Origin of the sequence: Neoluteolibacter marinus (assembly GCF_014904755.1) — a bacterium.
Classification (GTDB): domain Bacteria; phylum Verrucomicrobiota; class Verrucomicrobiia; order Verrucomicrobiales; family Akkermansiaceae; genus Haloferula; species Haloferula marina.
Genome location: NZ_JACZFQ010000209.1, coordinates 1 through 490 on the forward strand (window position 1 = coordinate 1; position 490 = coordinate 490).

1 protein-coding gene is annotated in these 490 nt (G+C 57.8%); it reads left to right on the top strand.

Annotation, left to right across the window (positions count from 1 at the left end):
* Positions 1-110 precede the first annotated feature (110 nt).
* Positions 111-490: hypothetical protein (locus IG178_RS24510; RefSeq protein WP_193215215.1), on the top strand; the 380-nt coding region annotated here is incomplete at its 3' end.

Genomic DNA, 490 nt, shown 5'->3' on the forward strand with positions numbered 1-490 from the left:
GTCTTGATCGGCACTGGGCAACGATTCACCAGGTGCAGCTTGCACGTCGCTCAATGCACTACGCCGCGCGCGACTGGCTTACAGCTCGTCTCCCTGGATTCTTCGCTCGGATGGAGCGCCCGCAACCATTGCTCGAGCTGATGCTCTTTGATAAACTCGACCCCACCTTACTGCCGCAACCCGCGCAGAACCGCGACCAGCGCGTTTCAGAGGACGATGCCCTGCGTGCCCTTGGCATCGAGCGCCCAGTGTTCCGCATGCTCACCTCGTCCGACATTCCGAAGCTAGTGCTCCACTGTCAGCAGCAAATCGGGAAAGACCCTCTGGGGGATGACCCGACATGGACGCTCTGGGGAAGTCGACCGGCAGTACTCAAGGCAGTCGGCCCTGAAAATTTCAGGTACATCGGTGGAAACGACAATCAGAACATCGCCCATCGGCTTGTCAACAATATGAGAAACCTGTTCCTCATGATTTCCGTGTCGGGTTA